The 20291-nt window shown below is 56.1% G+C and carries 14 protein-coding genes; 6 read left to right on the top strand and 8 right to left on the bottom strand.

The window, feature by feature from the left end:
* Positions 1–3486: RHS repeat protein (locus tag A1355_RS08115; RefSeq protein ID WP_082885440.1), on the bottom strand; the 3486-nt coding region annotated here is incomplete at its 3' end.
* 784 nt (positions 3487–4270) lie between these two features.
* On the opposite strand from A1355_RS08115, the gene A1355_RS08110 reads away from it, so the two are divergent.
* Both A1355_RS08110 and A1355_RS08105 read left to right on the top strand, forming a co-directional pair.
* A complete protein-coding gene (locus A1355_RS08110; protein WP_064026833.1) occupies positions 4271–6637 on the top strand; it encodes a TonB-dependent siderophore receptor in 2367 nt (788 codons plus the stop codon).
* Between the two features lie 221 nt (positions 6638–6858).
* Positions 6859–7242: a hypothetical protein gene (locus tag A1355_RS08105; RefSeq protein ID WP_064026830.1), complete on the top strand. Its 384-nt coding sequence runs from the start codon at positions 6859–6861 to the stop codon at positions 7240–7242.
* A 220-nt stretch (positions 7243–7462) separates the two neighbouring features.
* Here A1355_RS08105 and A1355_RS08100 read toward each other — a convergent pair whose 3' ends face one another.
* Positions 7463–8056 (bottom strand): glutathione S-transferase family protein, encoded by a 594-nt coding sequence (locus A1355_RS08100; protein ID WP_082885439.1) that lies wholly within the window; start codon positions 8054–8056, stop codon positions 7463–7465.
* Positions 8057–8506: 450 nt separating this feature from the next.
* On the opposite strand from A1355_RS08100, the gene A1355_RS08095 reads away from it, so the two are divergent.
* The gene (locus A1355_RS08095; RefSeq protein WP_064026826.1) at positions 8507–8857 is read left to right on the top strand and encodes a hypothetical protein; all 351 of its coding nucleotides are present in this window, start codon (positions 8507–8509) and stop codon (positions 8855–8857) included.
* Between the two features lie 250 nt (positions 8858–9107).
* Here A1355_RS08095 and A1355_RS08090 read toward each other — a convergent pair whose 3' ends face one another.
* Together A1355_RS08090 and fba are read right to left on the bottom strand one after the other, a co-directional pair.
* Complete coding sequence (locus tag A1355_RS08090; RefSeq protein ID WP_064026835.1) at positions 9108–9908, bottom strand: phytanoyl-CoA dioxygenase family protein; 801 nt, start codon at positions 9906–9908, stop codon at positions 9108–9110.
* Positions 9909–10006: 98 nt separating this feature from the next.
* Positions 10007–11029: a class II fructose-bisphosphate aldolase gene (gene fba / locus A1355_RS08085; protein WP_064026824.1), complete on the bottom strand. Its 1023-nt coding sequence runs from the start codon at positions 11027–11029 to the stop codon at positions 10007–10009.
* 289 nt (positions 11030–11318) lie between these two features.
* On the opposite strand from fba, the gene gpmI reads away from it, so the two are divergent.
* Positions 11319–12959, top strand: a complete 1641-nt coding sequence (gpmI, locus tag A1355_RS08075; RefSeq protein WP_064026820.1) for a 2,3-bisphosphoglycerate-independent phosphoglycerate mutase — start codon at positions 11319–11321, stop codon at positions 12957–12959.
* Positions 12960–13109: 150 nt separating this feature from the next.
* Here the strand turns inward: gpmI and A1355_RS08070 are convergent, their stop codons facing one another.
* Both A1355_RS08070 and A1355_RS08065 read right to left on the bottom strand, forming a co-directional pair.
* Positions 13110–13946, bottom strand: a complete 837-nt coding sequence (locus A1355_RS08070) for an HDOD domain-containing protein (protein WP_064026818.1) — start codon at positions 13944–13946, stop codon at positions 13110–13112.
* Between the two features lie 18 nt (positions 13947–13964).
* Entirely contained in the window at positions 13965–15863 is a 1899-nt protein-coding gene (locus tag A1355_RS08065; RefSeq protein WP_064026816.1) for a GspE/PulE family protein, read from the bottom strand.
* A 386-nt stretch (positions 15864–16249) separates the two neighbouring features.
* On the opposite strand from A1355_RS08065, the gene A1355_RS08060 reads away from it, so the two are divergent.
* Both A1355_RS08060 and A1355_RS08055 read left to right on the top strand, forming a co-directional pair.
* Positions 16250–17806, top strand: a complete 1557-nt coding sequence (locus A1355_RS08060; RefSeq protein WP_064026814.1) for a putative Ig domain-containing protein — start codon at positions 16250–16252, stop codon at positions 17804–17806.
* A gap of 66 nt (positions 17807–17872) precedes the next feature.
* Positions 17873–18493, top strand: coding sequence for a cohesin domain-containing protein (locus A1355_RS08055; protein WP_064026812.1), 621 nt, complete (start codon positions 17873–17875; stop codon positions 18491–18493).
* 160 nt (positions 18494–18653) lie between these two features.
* On the opposite strand, the gene lolD is transcribed toward A1355_RS08055, so the two are convergent.
* Together lolD and A1355_RS08045 are read right to left on the bottom strand one after the other, a co-directional pair.
* Positions 18654–19358 (bottom strand): lipoprotein-releasing ABC transporter ATP-binding protein LolD, encoded by a 705-nt coding sequence (lolD, locus tag A1355_RS08050; protein ID WP_064026810.1) that lies wholly within the window; start codon positions 19356–19358, stop codon positions 18654–18656.
* The coding region (locus A1355_RS08045) for a lipoprotein-releasing ABC transporter permease subunit (protein ID WP_064026809.1) at positions 19351–20291 on the bottom strand (941 nt) is incomplete at its 5' end. The genes lolD and A1355_RS08045, both read right to left, overlap by 8 nt.

Here is a 20291-nt window from a genome sequence, read left to right as displayed (position 1 = left end):
AGTCCGACAGGCTCCTAGCCAAATATAATTGCGTTGCCGACCCGATCCGTATTCGTAGATTAGACGATCGGACTGGTCGTAAAAATACCGCACGGTACCCGACCCGCCGGTTTTATACACTCTACGCCGAGCGCCATCATAGTAGTAGTTCTCTCGCCCGGACGCGTTTTTGAAGTACGTCATGGTCCGATCCGCGCCGTATCCGTATTCGTTGCCGGCTATGCCGGTCACGAAGCCGGACAGGTCGTAACCGTAGCTGACGTTGACGCTGCCGTCCGGCGCCGGATTAAAGGTTTCGGTGCTCAAGCGGTTGTCGATGTAACGAAAAGTGTCGCCGCGCATGAGGGCACCTGCGGCATTGTAATTTTCCAGGCGCTGTAAATTGCCGTTGTTGTCGTGGTCGAGCACGGTACGTTGCTGACTTTGCGTGGTGGTTTGCAAGTTCAGATGGTCTAAATCGTCATAACCAAAACTAAGACTCCCATAGCCCGATACACGGTTACGGTCGTCGTATCTGACGTCGTAAGCATAAACAGGGGTTCCGTCGGCTTTGTTGGCACTAATCGACGATAGGCGACCACCGGCATCGCGATCCCGCCGGTAGCGTATGCCGTTGCCGAGAACCATGCTCCGAAGCCGCCCGATCAAAGGTTGGTATGTGATGTCGGCTGCTAACGTATTGGTACCGCCCGACGGGAATAGCGCGCGCACCGTGGCAATCCGGCCATCGTTCCCGTATCCGTATTGAATCGCCAACCCGCCGGGGTACGTTAAGCGCTCCGGTCGCCCTTGACCGTCCGCGCCAACGCCGTATTGAACGGACAATTTGTCCGTGCCTCCGCCGTTGGGAATCGCTTGTTCCATTTCGAGTAGATCGCCCCGACCGTTGTATTTAAAACGATCGGTAACCACTAAACCGCCATGGGACGCTGCGTGTGTTTTTGTCCGTGCGCTCAACCGCCCGATGTACGCCGTTGGATCAAGGGGATTGCTATCGACCATTTGCACATCCCAAACTTGCACTAGCGAACCGCCATCCGAATAGTCGATGCGGGTCAAGCGGTCCAGCGCATCGTATTGTTTGACCGCGCTATGGCCGTCGCTGTCCGCCCGGTAGGTTTCGTTGCCGGCCTTGTCGTATTCCGAACCGCGGTTGCCGAAGTCCGGCGAGTCTTCGTCGGTGTGCTTGCCGAGTTCGTTGTTGCTTAATAGCGTGGTGGCGTTCACCGGATCGACGACTTGCTTGACTCGGCCCGCCACGTCGTAGTCCAGGCTGAATAGCGGGGTTTGCGCGCCGAGCGTGCCGTTGCTCAGCAGCGGCGCCCTGGCCCGGTCGCTGATTTGATCCAGGCCGGTATAAAAGGTCAGGTCGCAGATTTCACCACTCAGGCAACTGCGTTCCAGCAGGTTGTTAGCGTTGTGTTTCAGTTCCCGGTTCCAGCCGCCGCTACCGTCCGAGGCGGTCAACAGCAGGCCTTTGTCGTCGAAGGATTGGTGCCAAGTCTGTGGGTTGTCGCCGCTACGACTGGCGATGGTGTGCAGGACCTTGCCCCGGCTATCGCGTTGATATTCGACGCTGTCGGTGATGCCGTCGTGGCTCAGGCTGACGGTCTTGACCGAACCGGCCGGCGTGTAGGTGTAGTTGAATACGCTGTTGTCCGGCCGGGTCAGGGTTTTCAAACGGCCGTCGGTGTAGTAGTCGTAGCGGGTGACGTCGCTGCCGACCGTGACGGTCTTGGGTTGGCGTAGCGCGTTGTACGTCGTGATGGTATGAACGCCGTTAATGTCGGACTGATCGGTAATCTGGCCGTGGGCGTTGACGCTGATCACTTCATTCACGTGGTCCAATGCGTCGGTGGTTTTCCACAGGTCGCCGTTGCTGCGGTAGTCGGTGACGCTGGCGCCGTTTTCCGGGCGCGGCCCGGTTTTGACGACGCGCAGCGTGACATGGGTGTTGGGATCGTAGTTGTAGCTGACATCGGTTTGGTGGCAGGTTTTGGAATTGGCCGGACAGGCGTCGTTGACCAAGGCTTCCGAGGCGGGGCGCACTATTTCGCGGGTGAGGTGGCCTTGATCGTTGTAGCGCCAATCCTTGGCGACTTCGCCAACGACTTCCGAGGTTTTCAGCGGGAAGCGGCTGTCCCAGGTTCGGGTGGTGGTGCGGGCTTCGGCGGTGCCGTCGGCTTCGGTTTCGGTCAGCGGCAGACCGTTGCTGTTGTAGGTAAAGCGGGTAACCCGGTTGAGGTAATCGGTACGGGTCAGCATGTCGCCGTTTTTCTGCCAGGTATAGCCTTGGTAGTCGGCGTCGCAGCCGGCGCAGCGGGTGCTGACGGCGACCGGTCTATAAAGAAAAGCCGCATCAGTGTCGGTGCAGTTGATGCATTTGAAGGATCGATCATACGCGTTTGAACGGTATGCATCGGTGTCCGAGTCCGCGAATTGGTCGGTCATTTGATATTTCGCGGGGTTCGAGTTAGCAACGTAAGCGCGTTTTTGGATTAGATTTTTGGCATTGTGGCCGGCGTGGGTGATTCGAGAATAGGTTGGGACGCTGGTACCACAGGGCCACTCGAAACTGGTGTTTAGCAGGGTTTGCCCGGATTCGTTTATGGAGTTCAAGTAGTAATATGCTTGCGACGAGTCGCATTTGATCAGCAACTTCGAGGTGTATGTTCTGACTAAAGGTTGGGCACTTACATCTACTGCCGGCAATTCCAATTTCCCTTCGGTGGTCTTGGGAAGCATCGCAATCACACTACTCCCCGGCACGATAGTTTGAGGCGTAGTCGTGTATTTGTAGACTTGGCTGGCAGGGTCGGTTACAGAAGCCAGAATGTAGCGGTCGCTATTCGTGTACAAATCCAGCCGGGTGGTGTAGTGAAAAATCAACCGCCGACCGCTGGGCATGTGTGTCACATAATCAATCTGGTCCGCCGAGCCGGCGACATACGTGACCCGGTGCTCTATGCCGGATCGATCGAACCGGGCCACTAAGCGGTTATTGCCGTTGTAGGCTTCGCGAATTCCGGTTTTGAAATGGGTGTACACCCAGGGATAGCTAACGCCGTTAACGAGGCCGTTCTTGACCAGCGTATCGTGTATATTCCTTGCGTAGGGCTTCAGGTTCTCCATGAACTTGGTGCAAATCCCCATCGTGCAAACGCTGATGGTGCGATTGCTGGAGGCCCCGCCAGCATTGAGCTTATTGATCAAACAACCGGAATAGCTGTGCGTCCAACCTCCATTCATTGCGTCCTGGCGTCCGCACCCAATTTTGCTATTGATGGGCGAAATGTTGAAACGGGCGAATTCCAACGGAAATTGGCCCTCCCCGCGATAGTCGGTTTCCTTTAACAGCATCGCGCCGTACATCGGCTCGGTTTTCAATTCCATTTGCGGCACGCGATACTTATCCGCCTGTTCCACTTGCATCTGCCCGGCCAGTAGCTCGTAAGGCAAGCCGGGATCGGCGCTAGCCACTGACATGAATAAGATAAGGCCAACGAATGCGGTAGCCAGTCCTTCTGATAGCGTTTTCAACATGTTGATTCCTTTAACACCGTAACACTGTATATGTCACACCAAAATTTAGCGGCCCTTCTACGCGGCCTACGCTCGTACCGCCGACTGCTCGTTGAAAAAATCGAAGGTCAAAACGGACACATTTTCGACAGAGGCGCCGACTGGGCGGACAGTGTAGGACTGTATTATGTCATCTCGGTTACAACACCCAATTGGCGATCTTGCGTCGAACAATATCAAGCGCCAATCTCGTGAATATGACTAACCTTAATCTGAAAGTCACCGGACTCAGCCATTCATCACGGTGTCGGAGCGTTGCCAATCATGGCTAAAGCCGATCCCATGCCACCGACTTTCATTTGCCTGGGCAATGCAGCGTTTTCGTCATTGTTCGATCGATAACCTTCCGTATTAGCCGATATTGCCGAACACTGTCGCATAGCTCCCAACGCCTTGATGTTCAACGGTTTCAGTCCATATAAGCCGCCGGCCGAATGAAGTCGAAGCCAGCCATTTTGATTCGACTTCGCTCGGCCAACGCCTTAACTTAAAGACATTGCTTCCAAGCAATCGACCAGACGTATCTAATCCCGCTGACCAAGCCGCAATGGTTATCCGAAAACACAATACAACCTCTAAAGCCCGCACCTACAGGCCGCGCAAGCGCTTGTCAAAATAAATCGCGACGGTTTGGCGTCTTTTCGATGCTGGTGCGTTTCATAGGAAACCCTAAACCCAAGGAGACCCTATGACCGCATCGCTAAAACATCCGCTCTTATTGACCGCCGCGTTGCTGGCTTGCGAAGTGCGAGCCGCCGACCCGAGCTACGCTTTCGACATCCCGGCGCAAGATCTGGCGGGCGCGCTGCAAAAACTGGCCGCGCAATCCGGCAAGCAAATCTTTTACGCTCACGACAGTGTCGCCGGTCGCCGCGCGCCCGCCTTGCAAGGCTCCATGAGCTTGCCCGAGGCCGCCGCCAAATTACTGGCCGGCACCGGCCTGAGCTCTTCGGTTGCCGGGGACGGCTCGCTGGCGATTAAGCCGCTAAGCGGCGACGCGACGATGATGGCGCCGGTCAATGTCGTCGGTAAAGCCGCTTACGATTCCAGCGATCCCTACAACACCGATTACCGTCTACCCAACGCCACCACCGCGACCAAGACCGACACGCCCATCATGGACACGCCGGTGTCGATCCAGGTGGTACCCAAGGCCGTGCTGGCCGACAAACAATCCATCACCCTGCCCGATGCGGTCAACGGCCACGTCAGCGGCGTGCTGGGCCGCACCGGCGGCGGCTATCTGTACGACAATTTCATCATCCGCGGCCTGGCCGGCTCGGGATTTGGCGATGCCTACCGCAACGGCTTGTTCAACCGCCAGGACGTTTACGACATCGCCAATATCGAGCAGGTGGAAATCGTCAAAGGGCCGGCGGCGGTATTGTACGGACGCATCGAACCCGGCGGCCTGGTCAATTACGTGACCAAAAAGCCGTTGGATACCGCGTATTATTCGGTCCAGCAACAATTCGGCAGTTACGATCAATACCGCACGCTGATCGACGCGACCGGCCCGCTGGATGCCGACAAAACCGTGCTGTACCGCCTCAATGGCTCCTACCTGGACAGCCAATCGTTCCGGGAGTTTGTCGGTAACGAACGCTATTTCGTGGCGCCGAAACTCAGCTGGCGGCCCAATGAAAAATTCGAAACCAATCTGGAGCTGGAATACAAGCGCGACCGCTTCAACGCCGACTTCGGGATTCCGGCCATCGACCATCGCCCGGCGCCGATTCCGATCACCCGCACGCTGAAGGACGGCGCGCAACGCCAGTTGATGGAAAGCAAGCTAGTCGGCTTCGACTGGACCTATCATTTCAACGACGATTGGAAAATCACCCAGCGTTATTTATTCAAGGATTGGTCTTTGAGCGGACCGACCCTGTTCAATTTCGGCGGTCTGCGCGAGGAAGACGGGCACTTGTTTTTAGACCGTACCGCCTCCAAAGGCGTGCAGGACATCATGACCCATTCCGGTAATATCGACTTGAACGGCAAATTCGAAATCCTGGGCAGCCGGCATAACCTGCTGATCGGCGTCGACGGTTTTCATGCGACAACCGAGTCGAATTCGGCGCGAGCGGCGGTCGCGGGAATCGACATCTTCGCGCCGGTTTACGGCCAAGTCGATTTCAACGCCCTGCCCGCCGACAACGCGTTCTTCTACCGTAAGGAATCCTGGATAGGCGCTTACGTTCAAGACCAAATCACGCTGTTCGACCGGCTGCACATCCTGCTCGGCGGCCGATACGACAACGTCAGCACCGGCGGCCGGTTTTCGCCGGTCTCGCTGGCGGCTGCCCAAGCCGGCCGGGTCAAGCAGGAAGACAACGCCTTCAGCCCCCGCGCCGGTGTCGTCTACCGGGCCCAAGACTGGCTATCGCTGTACGGCAGCTACACCGAGTCGTTCAGCGCCAACAACGGCCTCTCCGGCACTGGCCAACGCTTCGATCCGCAGCAAGGCCAACAGTACGAAGTCGGCATCAAGACCGAATCGGCCGATCGGAAATTTTCGTCGACCTTGGCGTTTTTCCATTTGACCAAAAGCAATCTGCTGACCGACGATCCGAATCAAACCGATCCCAATTTCCAGATTCTGGCCGGCAAGATCCGTAGCAAAGGCATAGAACTGGACTTGGCCGGACAAGTTACCGACCAACTGCATCTGCTTGGCACATATGCGTATACGCAAGCCAATTACATTGAGGACTTCGACGGACTGCAAGGCAAACGCCTGGAAAACGTACCCAGGCACCAAGGCAGTTTGTGGGGCACGTGGCAATTTAACGACGCGTTTAAAGCGGGCCTGGGCGTCGTAACGGTCGGCAAGCGACCAGGCGATTCGGATAATTCTTACTACATGCCCGGCTATGTCCGTTTGGATGCAATGGCCGCATATACCCAACGTTTCGGCCAACAACGCTTGACGGCTCAGTTAAATGTCAACAACCTGTTGGGCAAACGGTATTACGCCAACTCCGACGGCAGCAGTCTGGGCGCGATTCCCGGTTATCCGGTCAATGTGATGGGTTCGTTGAAGTACGAGTTTTAAGCCAAAACCAGCGATCCGAGCGCCCGGCGACATCTCCCGCCGGGCGCTGTCCTCCATGGAGAAACCCGGATAAAACTAAGATTGGCCCCCGAGTGGCAGCGGACAAACAATCGACTTGACTTAGCCAACAAATCGGCGTAACAAGCGGGAGTAATTCAGTCGGTTGATCTTGGTTTCAACTGCTGGATTTTCGGGTTTCCCTAGTCATTTCGAGTCTCCTCATGAGCGATTTGTCCGTTACCAGCGCGCTGCAATCCGGCTTTCAACAGCTGAGTTCGGTCTCGGCCAAACGAAATGCCGAGCAAGCCGAACAGTTGGCCCAATCCTTAAGGAAACAAGCCGATTCCGCTCAAGCCATGGCGGATAAATACGAGGAAAAAGCGCTGGCGTTGGATAGCCGAGCCAATCAGGCGCAAGTCAAATCGGACGACCTGAATAACCGTTTGACGCTGAGCAACGCTTTCCGCCAAGCCGGCGAGCAAGTGACCAAAATCGTCAACGAAGCCGAAGTTCAGCCAGCGACCTATTCGGCATCGGGTTTGACGACGACGGCCGGCGATACTTCGGCAACCGGTGTCGGCGGCAATATCGATACCGTGGCCTAGCCTGCTCGTTTTGGTCGAGGCATCGTCCTTCAAGGCTAATTCAGTCGGCGTCCCGCAAGCATTTCAAGCGACCAAGCCGGTCCGCGGCGCATGGGTTTCCGGGAAATCCGCGATTGCCAGATGTGGACGGCGAATTCGGTCAGGCCCTCGCCGACCTCAGCCCATCCACCCATCGGAAACATCAGCCTGTAGGGTGCGCGCCACTGTAACCGGCGGACGGCTAAAGCCCCGGCATGCCGACATAACCCGGTTGACGGCCGATTCGCTGCAACCACGCGCCAATATGCCGGTATTCGTCTAACGCTATGCCGGCCTGCGAAGCCAGCGCGACATAAGGATAGCAAGCCACATCGGCGATGCTGATGCGGCCGTTCGCCAGCCACTCGCGGTTTTCCAACCGTTGCTCCAACACCGCCAAACCACGCTTGCCCAGTTCTTGGCATTGGCCGATGTCCCACGGCCTACCGAACAAATTAGCCGCCCGGGCCCGCGCCAAGCCGTATAGCAGCTCGTTTTGAGCGAGCGCTAACCACTGCATGACTTCGGCCAAGGCAGAAGGCTCCAGGGGCAACCAATGCGGCGCGCCGTATTGCCTGGCCAAATAGACCAAAATGGCCGTCGAATCCCAAAGCCTGATCTCGCCGTCCTGCAAAACCGGAATCTGACCGCGCGGATTGAGTTGCAAGAATTCCGGGCTTCGATTTTCTTGCTTAGCCAAATCAATAGGCACCGTTTCGTATTCGAGTCCCAGCAAACCGCAAAATAAGCGGATTTTGTAGCAATTGCCGGACAGCAGCATATCGTAGAGCTTCAAGGTGGTTCTCCCAAGGGTAGGCAACGAAGGTTTAGCATAAACGCCTTGACCTCTAACATCAAAAATCTCGGCAAACACCAAGAAACGTTTTTGCTCGACCTAAAGGGAATTCTGCCGAATTTGCCGATGAAACCACCCTACCCCTCCACAACATCAAATTCACTCCAGGGACTGTCAAATTGTCCGTACCGCGCATCGAGTTTTCCTATATGATGGGTCTTGGTAGGGCAGACACCTTACCTAACCCAATGCGATAAACCAAACCTTCAAGCAGCACGGATTCGCTTTACGTTCTCGGGGTCTCCATCGACGCTCGGGCAGAACGCCTATCCCATTCGCACGGACGTGAACCCCATTGCCACTCATGGTGTCCATGCTTCAGCCTATATGCTGAAACGGCGCAATTTTTAGTCATTGGCTCCTTCCTACTTTTCATAAAACGCATACATCATGAATCTACTCAAAATTGCAGCACTCATTTTCGTTTTCGCAACCTCATTCGCGGCGAGCAGCACCGCGGCGCTTGCCGAAGAAACCGCCAGCAGCCCGGCGGCGGCCACCGCCGAAATCATTTCGCGGATCGAAAAAGGCTTGGTCGAAGTCAGCAAAAGCGATTTCTCCGCCGCTCAAGTTCAGTTAAAAGCCGCGCGCTTTGCCTCCGAAGCGATTGCCGGCAGCTCCGAAACCGCTAAGAAAGCCCACGCAACCTTAATGCAAGGACAAATTCAAGCCAAGAAAGGCGACATCCAAAAAGCCACTGAAGAATTAAACAAAGCGATAGCGCTGTATAAATCGCTTTAATACACCCTAGGCGCGAGGCGAGCTGTCATCAGACGTATCTCCGTCACGGGGATTTAATACAAGCTCAGCCGCCTCCCCAACTGCTTTAGCACCGGTATAACGGCTTGAACGTTTTGCCGGTTTTCGAGAGCCCTCGGCGGTGGGTTTGATGCTCGAAGCCATCGACCGGGTACCAATCGATCGTCTCGCCCTAGCCTCTCCGGTCCTAGGGCCACGCGCAGTCATCCCCCAAACCCGCCAAAATTCGAACTCAGTCCATACCGGCGGCCACCCGCCAAGCTCGGCGATACCAACGATCATCGACCAGCCGCGCCATCTCGGCTTCGCTGGGTAAAACCGCCGCATCCAAAAACGAAGCAGTGGCCGGATGATAACGACCAATACAAATGTCGAAGGCCAAGCGCTCGGCATTGTCCCGATAATGTCCCCGGTGCAGCATTTGAGCGTCGAATAGCAAGGCATCGCCGGGTTCCAGCCCGATCAATACACTGCTGGGCAAATCCTCGCCTTGATGATGTCCGTTCGTTCCGAAGCGCACATTCCGCTCCAGCTCGCTGTCCCAACGGCAATGACTACCGGGCACCAGCGCGATGCCGCGTTCCGCGATCAACGGCACCCGCACATGCAAAGCAAGTAGCCGGCCCTGCTCCGAGCGCTGCGTCCGATCTTCAACGTCGCTGTATTGCAGATCCCGATGCCAGTACGGCGCCTGGCCGGGATCGTGAGGATTGAAAAACAACTGGGTATTGTGAAAGTAGAGCGTGTCGCCGAATAGGCTTTCCAGCCAGAGCGCCAGGCCAGGCCGGGCGATCCAGTCAAACAAGGCTAAGCGCTGCTCCGGTTCTCCGAGAAAATAGCGAGAGTCAGTCAAACCATACATATTCACCAAGCGATTGGCGATCATCAACGCCCGGTTTTCTGCCAACCACGCTCGATAAATCCTTTCGACTATCGCTTTCAGCTCCGCGATTTGCTGTTCCGAAAACAGGTTGCGGGCTAGCGCATAGCCTAGCGCGCCGAAGGTTTCGGTACTGGGGTATGAGTCGTTCATCCGTGTTTGCTGATCGGAAAGTGATGGACCGTGGTCGTCGCCGGCATCGACGAGCCGCTGGCCGAATGTCCGAGGACGCTGGCCAGCGATCATCCTGGCTAAGCCTTAATCAGCCGGTACCGCTCGGCCATGGCACTTAGCGGCACGACCTTGATTTTTCCGGCGTGCCCGGCCGAGCCGAACGCTTCGTAACGGGATTGACACAAGGCCTGCATCGCGTCCCTGGCGGCTTGGTAGGTCTTGCGGGCGTCCAGTTCGGCGGCATGTTCGGGCTGAGCCAGAAATCGGCGCATCGCGCCGGTGGACGCCATCCGCAGATCGGTATCGATATTGACTTTGCGGACGCCGTATCGGATGCCTTCGACGATCTCGGCGATCGGCACGCCGTAAGTCTCGGGAATCGCGCCGCCGTATTCGTTGATGACTTGCAACCATTCCCCCGGCACCGAACTGGAACCGTGCATGACGAAATGCAGGTTCGGCAGCCGTTGTTGCAATACCTTCAGACGGCTGATCACCAATACCTCGCCAGTGGGCGGCTTGCTGAACTTATAAGCGCCGTGACTGGTGCCGATGGCAACCGCCAGTGCGTCAACCCCGGTACGCGCGACGAACTCGACCGCCTCGTCGGGATCGGTCAGCAAACGGCTGTGTTCATCGTCCGGACGGTTTTCCAGCGCCCCCAGACAACCGATCTCGCCTTCCACCGACACCCCGCAGGCGTGCGCCATCGCGACGACCTGCCGGGTGACCTCGACGTTGTAGTCGAAAGAAGCCGGCGTTTTCATATCCTCCAACAAGGAGCCGTCCATCATCACCGAGCTAAAACCGGATTGGATCGCTTGCGCGCAAATCGCCGGCGCCGGCGCGTGGTCGCGATGCATGACGACCGGGATATGCGGATATTGTTCGACGGCGGCCAAAACCAAATGGCGCAGGAATACTTCGCCGGCATAACGGTTGGCGCCAGCCGAGCCTTGCATGATGACCGGGCTGTCGCAAGCATGCGCCGCCGCCATGATGGCCTGCACTTGTTCCATATTGCTGACGTTGAAGGCCGGCACCGCGAAACCGTACTCCGCCGCATAATCCAGAATTTGTCGTAACGACGCTAATGCCATCAGGCGCTCCTTAAGCTTTTATCGTAAAAAGTCGCCGCGCCCATCCGGCGGACGCGGCGCGCCATCGTAATGGCATTGCCGAGAATTCGCCAGCACCGCGTAACCCAATTCAGCAACAAAGCGGTTCGCGGCGTACACGGCCTCCGCCCAATGGGACGAATTGCCAACTCGGCCGGTACTTAGCCCTTGCCGGTTTTCCCGGCGAGCGGCACAACTGATAAAATACAACCCTATTGCCGCCAAGGCGCAAATTCCTCCATTCGCTGATTTTCCACACTATCGAAACCTTATGAAACTCGAAAAATCTTCCCGCTTTTCCGCCTGTCCCGGCCCCGTGGTCACCATCGTACTGGACGGCGTCGGTATTTCGCCGCGCGAGGACGGCGATGCGGTCAAAACCGCCCGTACCCCAACCCTGGATAAGCTGATGGCCAGTTATCCGATGATTGCGCTACGCGCGCACGGCACCGCGGTCGGCATGCCCAGCGACGAGGACATGGGTAACAGCGAAGTCGGCCACAATGCCTTCGGTGCCGGCCGGGTATTTGCCCAAGGCGCCAAGCTGGTCGCCGAATCCATCGCCAGCGGCCACCTTTGGCAAGGCCACGCCTGGCATGAGGTGGTCGCCACCGCCAAACAAGGCGGCACCTTGCATTTCCTGGGTCTGTTCTCCGACGGCAACGTGCATTCGCATATCGACCATTTGAAAGCGATGATCGAGCGGGCCAAGCAAGAAGGCGTCGCCAAAGTTCGCTTGCATATCCTGCTGGACGGCCGCGATGTCGGCGAAACCTCGGCGCTGGATTACGTCGATCCGTTCGAAGCTTATCTGGACGGCTTGCGCGGCGCGGATTTCGATGTCGCTATCGCCTCCGGCGGCGGGCGGATGCAAATCACGATGGACCGCTACGAAGCGGATTGGTCCATGGTCAAGCGCGGCTGGGACATTCATGTGCGGGGTTTGGGCAGACAATTCGCCAGCGCCCACGAAGCGATTGCAACCTTCCGCAACGAAGCCAACGTGATCGACCAGGATTTGCCCGGTTTCGTGATCGCCAAGGATGGCAAACCGCTGGGTACCATCGTGGACGGCGACGCGGTAGTGTTCTTCAACTTTCGCGGCGACCGCGCCATCGAGATTTCCCGCGCCTTTACCGAAGAGTCATTCAGCCCGTTCGAGCGCGGCCCGCTGCCGAAAGTGACTTACGCCGGTATGATGCAATACGACGGCGACACCAAACTACCGCCGCGCTTTTTGGTCGAGCCGCCCACCATTGATCGCACACTGGGCGAATATCTCGCCAAAAACGGCATCAGCCAATACGCGATCAGCGAAACCCAAAAATTCGGTCATGTGACTTATTTCTGGAACGGCAACCGCTCCGGCAAGTTCGACGAAGCGTTGGAAACCTATGTCGAAATCCCCAGCGACGTGGTGCCGTTCGAACAACGGCCTTGGATGAAGTGCGCCGAGATTACCGATACCCTGATAGCCGCGGTGCGCAGCGGCAAATATCAATACCTGCGGGTCAATTACGCCAACGGCGACATGGTCGGCCACACCGGCAATTTCGAAGCGGCGGTCACCGCTATGCAAGGTCTGGATTTGCAATTGGCGCGTTTGATTCCGGTGATTCTGGAAATGAACGGTACGGCGATCATCACCGCCGATCACGGCAACGCCGACGAAATGTACGAGCTGGACAAAAAAGGTAATGTGGTGCGCAATGCCGAGGGCCGCACCAAGGCCAAAACCTCTCACACCTTGAATCCGGTGCCGTTCGTGTTGGTGTCAGGGGAGAATCCCGGCTACAGATTGCGCGGCGACATCGCGGCGCCGGGCTTGTCGAATTCGGCCGCGACTATTCTGAATTTGTTGGGCTTCGAAGCGCCCGACGACTACGACCCGAGTTTAATCGAGGCGGTCTAAGCAAACCGGTTGCCGCGCCGCTTGCGGTTGGCGCGGCAACCGACATTCCAAGTACCCGGCAAGTTCTTGAACGCAGGCCTCGATCGAGGCTCAAGCCCTTCCCGTACGGCATGCGATCAGTTCGAACGCAAAGGCAGCCCCATCCAAACGCTAGGCCGACAAGGCCAACGAATCTTCCAACGCAATCTCCAATTCGGCCAGCGTAATCTCGGACAAGCCCAAGCGCGCGGCTTCCTCGCTGCTCGAAACCATTAAGTCCGGTTGCGCGCGCGGTGCGATACCAAGCTTGTAGCAGACCATATCGACCACTCTGACAATCAACTCGACCGTGCCGCTATCGGCGCATTCGGCATGGTGATGAGAACCGGCGACCTTGCAGTAAATTTCCGGCAAATTCCAGGATCGCAATAACCAAGCGCCTTTTGCTTCGTGTTGGCGCGAAATAACTTCTTGTATTAAGTCGTCCGGCAAGTTTAGATCGGGCTCCTTTAGACGGAGGTCTTCCAAGCAGCGTATCAGTAACAACTCGCCGATATCGTGAAACAAACCGGCCATGAAGGCCTCTTCGGCCTGAGCCTGAAAAGCCAGGCGTTTCGCCAACCATTCGCTGCCCAGCGCCACCGCGACACTGTGCTGCCACAATTTGGTCATGAATTGCGTGGTGGCCGGATCCTTGGTCGTGAATAGCCCCTTTTGCATCACCAAAGTGGCTATTTGCACAATCTTTGGTAAGCCCAATCGGACAATGGCATCCTTAACCGTATTAATTTTGCTCAGACTGGCATAAAACGACGAGTTGGCGACCCTCAAAATTTGACTGGCCAAACTGGCATCCATCGCAATTTGCTTGGCGATAGCGTCCAGCGAGCGATTCTCGTCTTTTAGTGCCAGCCGCAGTTCGGTGACCGCGCGTGGAAATACCGGCAAGCCGGCAGTTCCGGACGCGATGGCTTCGTCTATCAACTCCGCGAGGGACTTATCGCTCATTTTTAGTAGTATTCGGCATCAACGGCTGCCTAGCAGGCGCCGCAATTCGTAAAGTGGACGGGGTTTGCCGAAACGCGGCAAATTATGAATGACTTCCTGCAACGAGGTCGCGCCAGCCGCGGCCTTAACCAAGCCGTCCTCGACCAGCGTCACCAAACCGGCGGTCTCAAGACTGATCCGGCGAATTTCGTAGGAGGTTTTGCGTTGCAGGATCGCATCCTTGACCATTTCGTTCATCGACAACAATTCGAAGACGCAAACCCGACCGGCATAACCGGTATAACGGCATTTTTCGCAGCCCCTACCCAACATGAAGGTTCCGCCTGTCAAATCGTCGAGCGTGATGTTCAAACGTCGCAACAAGGCCGGATCGGGACGGAAGGGTTCCGCGCAGTGACGGCAGACCCGTCGCAACAGACGCTGAGCCACCACCGATACCACGGTCGACGATATCAAGAATGCTTCGATTTCCATATTGAGCAAACGCAATAGGCCGCCAATGCTATCCTCGGTATGAAACGTGGTCAAGACCTTGTGGCCGGTCAGCGCCGCTTGTATCGCGGTATCGGCGGAAAACCGGTCGCGAATCTCTCCGAGTACAATGATATCCGGATCCTGACGCACAATATGGCGCAAGGTTTCTTCGTAGGTCAAATTGATCTTCGGATTGATCGAGCACTGAGCGACGCCGTCGATGACGTACTCGACCGGATCTTCGGCGGTAACGATACTGACTTCCGGCGCATTCAAATAATCCACGGCACTGTACAAGGTCGTGGTTTTGCCGGAGCCGGTCGGACCGGTGATGATTACGACGCCGGTTGGCACGTCCAGCGAATCCTGGACAAAGCGCTCCAACATCAGCGGCGCCATGCCGACTTCGTGTATATCCAGCAATTCGGTCTTGCGGTTCAATAGCCGCAAAACGATTTTCTCGCCGTTGAGCGTGCTGAAAAACGAGGCCCGCATGTCGATGACATGACTCGTCCCGGCTTGTTCGAACTGGACGCGGCCGTCCTGGTGACGCCGCTTTTCGGCGATGTCGGCACCGGCCATCACCTTGATCCGGCTGATTAAGGACTGAACCAGCTTCGACGAGAAATCGCGATAATGCACCATCATGCCATCGATCCGGAAACGAACCCGCAATTTGTGCTCCAGCGGCTCGATGTGGATATCGCTGGCCTCCTGGCGGATCGCTTCGTTGAATATGCTGTTGACGATCGCCACCACCGATTGTTCGGAAACCGAAATTTTCTCGGCGCCGGCGTTGCGCTCGAAATTCAACAAAAAACGCATGATCTGCGAATAGCGCCCGACCGCCGGGATAATCTCGCTGCCGAGCACATGTCTGGCCATTTCAATGGCCGCGTGGTCCAGCGGATCTCCGAACGCTACCAAAACGCCGTCTTCCTGTTTTTCGATCGGCAAGAAGCAGTGTTTATTGGCCGACTTAAGCATCTGCCTGGACATCAGGGTTTGATCGACATTGGCAACGCTAAGATCAATGACCGAAATCCCCATCAAGTCCGCCAACACTTCCAGCATTTTGGATTCGGCGATCAAATTGCGCTCGACCAGAATTTCGCCCAATCGCTTGCGGCCCAACTCCTGCTGTTGCGCGGCCAATGCCAGTTGCAAGTCGGTGTTGCCGATATAGCCGAATTCGACCAGGAAACGCCCGAGTTTGACTTTAACCGGATGGCGACGGAACAACTCGGCCAATTGAGGCTGGGTCACATAACCCAAATCGCAAAGCACGACCAAGATCGGCTTGGCGGATTCCAATTTACTTTGCACGCGCAAAGCGTATTTGAGTTTGGCCGCGTCGATAACACCTTGATCGACCATCAGCTTCAAAAAGGTCTGAGCGAAATCCGCGTCCGGACCGGTCTCGCTGGAATCGTTGGATAGCATGTGGATTTTATAGTGGACTAGGTGCGCCGCATCTCGAAGTGATTTCCACATCGAGGCCACATCGAAAACAAATCAGTCGAACGAACGCGTGCGGAAAGAGTGTGAGAGGCATTGATTGATTCAGTATTGAACAATTCGGGATATTATCACCTTGACAGGCGCCCAGCCAAACTCGGTCTGCCGCCGGCATGGATGTTCCCGAACTCGCCTCGGACAGGGATACCAAACCCGAGGCTCGCGTCAAAAGCCGAAGCGCGGATTATTTTCCCATAGTGTTATCTTAATCACATTTTAATTGAAAACTTATCTTCCTGTGCTTCAATACGGTCCGCTTTAAACACTCAATTGAGCATTTTCTACTGCAACCCACTCCCAAGGATCCACTCATGAGAAAACTGATCTTGCCGGCAATCTTTTTGCTGAGCACTCACGACGCCGGCGCGTCGACTGCATACGGTTCGCTCGGCAATTTCGACGCGGTCAACGATACCGGCGAAACCTGCCATGGCTTCGAGATCGAAATTGACGACATCCACAGCACCAGTATCGGCGGCACTTACTCATGGAATCATTACGGCATACCGAAGATTCGGGAAGACAATAGCGACCCCAACCACCCAAAAGTCTTCGTGCGCTACGAAGCCCCGACAGCGAGCGGCACCACGACAGGTTTTACCAACCCGGCCACGCCGGGCGCCATTTCTCCGACCAATGGCCATATGTGCACCAATCCCTCGGTCAACCAGGGTTGCGAGCATTTTGGCGTTGGGATCTACGGCTCTTACAGCACGATCAAATATAACTGGCTGGTCAAGGACGCCACCGGCAAAGTCGTCCTCGGTCCCGCGGTGAACGTCGGCACCCCGACATACACTTATCAGCCGCCGGTTTTCGTACAACCGCCGGTGATCAAACCGAATCCGGTTCCGAATCAACCGCCCATCGTCGAAGTTCCGGCCGTCGTGCAATTTCCGGCGCAAGTCGTCGCGGCGATTCCGGCACCGGTAGCACCTATTCCGCCGGCAAAGCAATTCGGCGAGCCGAGCTGGGTGAAGGTCATTAAAACCAAAACGCATAAAGTCCGGGTATTGGCCTTGGAAGAATTGGTAGGCGACGATAAAGATAACGACGGTCATTCCGATTGGACCAATGGCGAACCCGACGAAGTAGAGTCGGAATGGTATCTGTTGCAAACCAACAATAAAAACAATAAAAACAAATCCGAACTGGCCGGCAAGGCCGAGGACATGAAGGACGGACGGGATGTCGTGACCCGACGCTACGAGTTCTACGAATATGTGGGTCCGGCCGCTTCGATAGACGGCGAAAGCGGCGAAGCCATGTGCGATGCGGTGGGTGCCGACAATGTCAGCGGTGTTGACGTTGTGACCGTTACCGACGCTAACGGTAACGACACCGAATTCGACTGCGCTAGCGTGGCCATCGTCGGCGCATACCGTGGTGCGCAAATGGGCGAATTCAACGCAGCCGCACCGCTTTCGACGATTAACGAAATTCAAAGCGGCAACGTTGGCCAAGCCTTCCCGCAACGCGCGGTCGTTTTCGGCGGCAACACACCATACGTGACGACGACCGGCGGTACCCTGCCTAACGGTTTGACGATCGCTTCCAGTACCGGCGTATTGTCCGGCACCCCATCCAAAGTCGGCGTATTCAACTTTTTTGTTGAATCCACCGATGCCGACGGCAGCATCGTTAACAAAAACTACACCGTTAAAGTGACCGGCCCCGGCGATACCGACGCCGATAACGACATCGACTCCGCCGATTTGGCAACGATTAAAGCCAAGTACGGCGCAGCGGTCGCGGCAAATGACCCGGCAGATTTAAACAACGACCGCAAGGTTAATATCGCCGACTATCGGAAAGCCGCGTCGCTTTGCACCAAACCGCAATGCGCCTTGGTCACGCCAACACCCTAATCGCTAACACTCATTCAGCCAAGGCCGGGAACATTCCTCCCGGCCAATTTAACGACGGACTCTTTTATGATGATGCACAAACACCTTTTCTCTAAAGTGCTTGCACTTGGATTCGCGGCCTTCGTTTCCAACGCGAACGCCACAACCTTGACCATCGAATTACCTGGCAATACCGATCTTTACACAGCCGAGGTAGGCTCGTTTTTCGATGCGAATATTTATGTCGATGGACTGGCGGACTTCGGCGGATTCGATTTCAATCTAACGTATAACAGCGCCAACCTGTCCGCCGAATTACTGACCAGCGCTAGTATTTTCGGCGCGGATACCGAAACCTTCGCCAATTCCATCTCGACGGTCGGCGGCGGCAAAATTCATTTCGCGGAAGCTATTTCGGCGACTTCCACGCTGGAAGCGGGCTTAAACATTACCGCTCCGACGCTACTAGGCACCGTCAAATTCAAAGCGCTAAACGCCGCACTGAATAACCCGCTGAATATCACCAACCCAATTGTGTATTCATTCGACGGCACCTCGCTGGCCGGTTCGTTGCGCGGCGCGAATGTGACCATTATCCCCGCTCAAGATCCCGCACCGGTACCTGTGCCAGCTGCCGCTTTTTTGTTTGCGCCCGGTTTATTGGCGATATTCGGGCGTCGTAACCGCAACACTAGCGTGAAGGGTTAATCCGCTGCAACGATACAACTCGAAGTAAAAAAACCCTCTCCCTACGGAGGGGGATAAACCTCAATGTCCGTTAGCCGCTGGCTTCGACTCCGCTCAGCCAGCGGCTTACAAGGACGGTAACCGTTTAACTTACCGGTCGCCGTCGAAAATCGTTCCAGCGCTAACCCTGCTCATGATGGCTGCGCTCGGACACGATCAAACCGTCTTCCATGTACAGCACGTGATCCATGCGCGCGGCCAAATCGGGGTCGTGAGTGACCACCAAAAAGCTGACTTGCAGCTCCCGATTCAACTCCAGCATCAGTTGATAGATCTGTTCGGCGGTTTTGCTGTCCAGATTACCGGTCGGTTCGTCGGCCAACACGCATTTCGGTTTATTGATCAATGCTCTCGCCACGGCGGCGCGCTGGCGTTCGCCGCCGGACAACTCGCCGGGCTTATGCGCCAAACGATGCCCCAACCCCACTCTTTTCAACAGTTCCGCTGCTTGCTGCTTAGCGAGTTTGATCGGCTGATTTCCGATCAGCAGCGGCATCGCCACGTTTTCGAGGATCGTAAATTCGCCCAGCAGATGGTGAAACTGATAAATAAAGCCGAGGGCTCGATTACGCAATTGGCTGAGTTTGCCGGCGCCGATCTTATTTAAATCGGCCCCGTCGAGTACCACCGAACCGGCACTGGGCTTTTCCAAACCGCCCAGCAAGTGCAACAAGGTGCTCTTGCCCGATCCCGACGCCCCCATGATCGCCACGCGCTCGCCAGCGGCTATCGACAGATCGACACCCTTCAACACTTCGACATTCAAATCGCCCTGCACGTAACGCTTGGTCAGACCGGCACATTGCAAAATCACGGGATTACTCATACCGAAGCACCTCGGCCGGATTCACTTTGGCGGCCTGCCAGGCCGGATACAAGGTCGCCAGCAACGACAACAAAAATGCCGCGCAAGCGATCCAATACACATCGCCCCAAATCAGTTTGGAAGGTACTTCGCTGATGTAATAGACGTCCGAAGGCATGAAATTGACACCGAAGGTTTTTTCGATGGCCGGCACTATCGTTTCGACGTTCAAGGCCAAGGCTACGCCGCCGACGGTTCCTAACAAAGTACCTATACTGCCAATCACGCAACCCAATACGATGAAGATACCCATGACCGATCCGTTGCTCAAACCCTGGGTTTTCAAAATGGCGATATCGCCGCGTTTGTCGGTAACCACCATCACCAAGGTCGAGACGATGTTGAAAGCCGCCACCGCGACAATCAGTAATAGGATCACGAACATCGCGCGCTTTTCGGTCTGCACCGCTTTAAAGAAATTGCTGTGGGCACGCGTCCAATCGCTGACCCGATAGTCGTCGCCCAAGGTATCGGCCAAGCTTTGAGTAATGCGCGGGGCATTGAACAAATCGTCGAGCTTCAGGCGCAGGCCCGACACCGCCGGCTCGATTCGGAACAACTTGCCGGCGTCGTCCAGATGCATCAAGGCCATGTTGCGGTCGTATTCGTACATCCCTACCTGAAACACGCCAACCACGGTGAAGCGCTTCATCCTGGGCAAAATCCCGGCTGGCGTCGAGTTGATCTGCGGAGTAATCACAGTGACTTTATCGCCCATCATCACGCCCAAATAACTGGCGAGTTCCGCGCCGAGTATGATGCCGAATTCGCCTGGCTTCAGATCGGTTAACGCGCCGAACTTCATGTTCGCGGCGACTTCGGAAACCCGGCTCTCGAATTCTGGCAACACACCTTGCAACAGCGTTCCGCTGACTTGGCGATCCGCGTTGATCA

Source organism: Methylomonas koyamae (genome assembly GCF_001644025.1).
GTDB lineage: Bacteria > Pseudomonadota > Gammaproteobacteria > Methylococcales > Methylomonadaceae > Methylomonas > Methylomonas koyamae_A.
The sequence above is the reverse complement of the archived record's forward strand: the minus strand, read 5'-3'. Positions and strand labels throughout refer to the sequence as shown.